Genomic DNA, 1,560 nt, shown 5'->3' on the forward strand with positions numbered 1-1,560 from the left:
CCATAACCAACGCGGCGTGTCGTGAAGACGGGGCCAAATCAGACCGTCACAACTGCACACCCGCGACCACACAGGTGGAGCCACTTCAAACCGTCCACCCGGGGCCAAGTCAGGCTGTCACAGCCATCCTCAGCCAGCCAGGCTATGACGGAGAAGTTCGCCAAGTGGTGGCTCCAGCGCCGCCACACGTTTCGCTATGACCTCGACGGCAATTTCTTCCGAGTCTGGGTCGCTGACGATCTCGACCCCAGCGAGATCGAACTCGACCAGCGGAGCCAGGGGATGCAGTACTTCTTCTCCTTCTTCCTAATCTTCCTCGTCGAGGCGGTCGACACCCACCACAACAGCGTTCTGCTCCTCGATGAGCCGGGGAACTCTCTGCACGGCACGGCCCAGGCCAAGATCATCGAGTTCCTCCGCAGCATTTCCGACGACAATCAGGTCGTTTATACGACGCACTCACCGTTCATGATCGACGGTGATCACCTCGAAGAGGTCCGGCCGGTGTGGGAGGACCGCGAATCCGGCTCCACCAAGGTGTCCGAAGACGTGTGGCCGAAGGACAAGGATGCGCTTTTCCCGCTGCAGGCTGCGCTCGGGTACCAGCTAGCGCAGTCGCTCTTCATCTCGCGCTACCAGGTGCTGGTGGAGGGGATCACCGACATGTGGATCGTCAAGGCCCTCGACGCCGCGCTGCCCGTCACCGGACGCACAGGGCTTCGCGAAGGGATCATCATCACTCCTGGAGGGGGTGCGGGACGGGTGCTGCCCCTCGCCAGCATGCTCGTCGGCCATGAGGTACAGGCCGCAGCTCTGCTTGATGGTGACGAGCCTGGCCGAAAAGAGGGTCGCAAGGTCGAGCGGGTGCTTGGGTACGACAACCGCGTTCTGTTTGTCGGTGACTTCACTCCTGACGGCAACACGACCGGCGAGATCGAGGACTTGTTCCCCGACGACTATTTCGTGGCTGCGGCGAAGAAGGCGTACCCGGGAAAGGACCTGCGCTTCAACGCTGACGAGAAGGCGGTTCCGAACATCGTCGACCGGCTTGAGGCGCTGTTCGAGCGCAAAGCGCACGGCAAGTTCGAGAAGTGGAGGGTGGCTCGGGTCCTCGCGGACGGCATCATGGCTGATCCGTCGAAGGTGCCGACTGATGTCCTCGACGCCTTCGCGGACATCGCAGTCCAGCTGAACAAGCTTGTCGAGGTGTCGTCCTAATCTGGCTGTGATTCCCGTGGGCCGCAGGGCGGTCCGAAGACTTCACCCTTGTAATCGTCGCCGGCACCGCAGCAGCACAGGAAGTTAGCGTGGAGATCATCGCCAGTGCCATGGACGACGAGGGATCCGGATGAAGACGAAAGCAGGTCACCATCGCGCGGTAGACGCGGACCCTCAACGTCTTTTACAACTGCGTCTCCGAAGGCTTACCGACTCTAGTACTGCAGCCGTAGATCGGGGCTGACGGGGTTTCGGCGTGTCTGCGCTGGTCAGGGCGGTGACCGCGGCATTGTTCGGAGTTTGTGAAGACATCTGAAAACGCCGCGATCCCCGCGGTTGACA

At 61.5% G+C, this 1,560-nt stretch carries 1 protein-coding gene; it reads left to right on the forward strand.

Annotated features, from left to right (window positions below):
- The first annotated feature begins 144 nt into the window (after positions 1–144).
- A complete protein-coding gene (locus tag ASJ79_RS23670) occupies positions 145–1,218 on the forward strand; it encodes an ATP-dependent endonuclease (protein WP_067960674.1) in 1,074 nt (357 codons plus the stop codon).
- The last annotated feature ends 342 nt before the right edge of the window (positions 1,219–1,560 follow it).

This window comes from Mycobacterium sp. NAZ190054 (genome assembly GCF_001545925.1).
Classification (GTDB): Bacteria; Actinomycetota; Actinomycetes; order Mycobacteriales; family Mycobacteriaceae; genus Mycobacterium.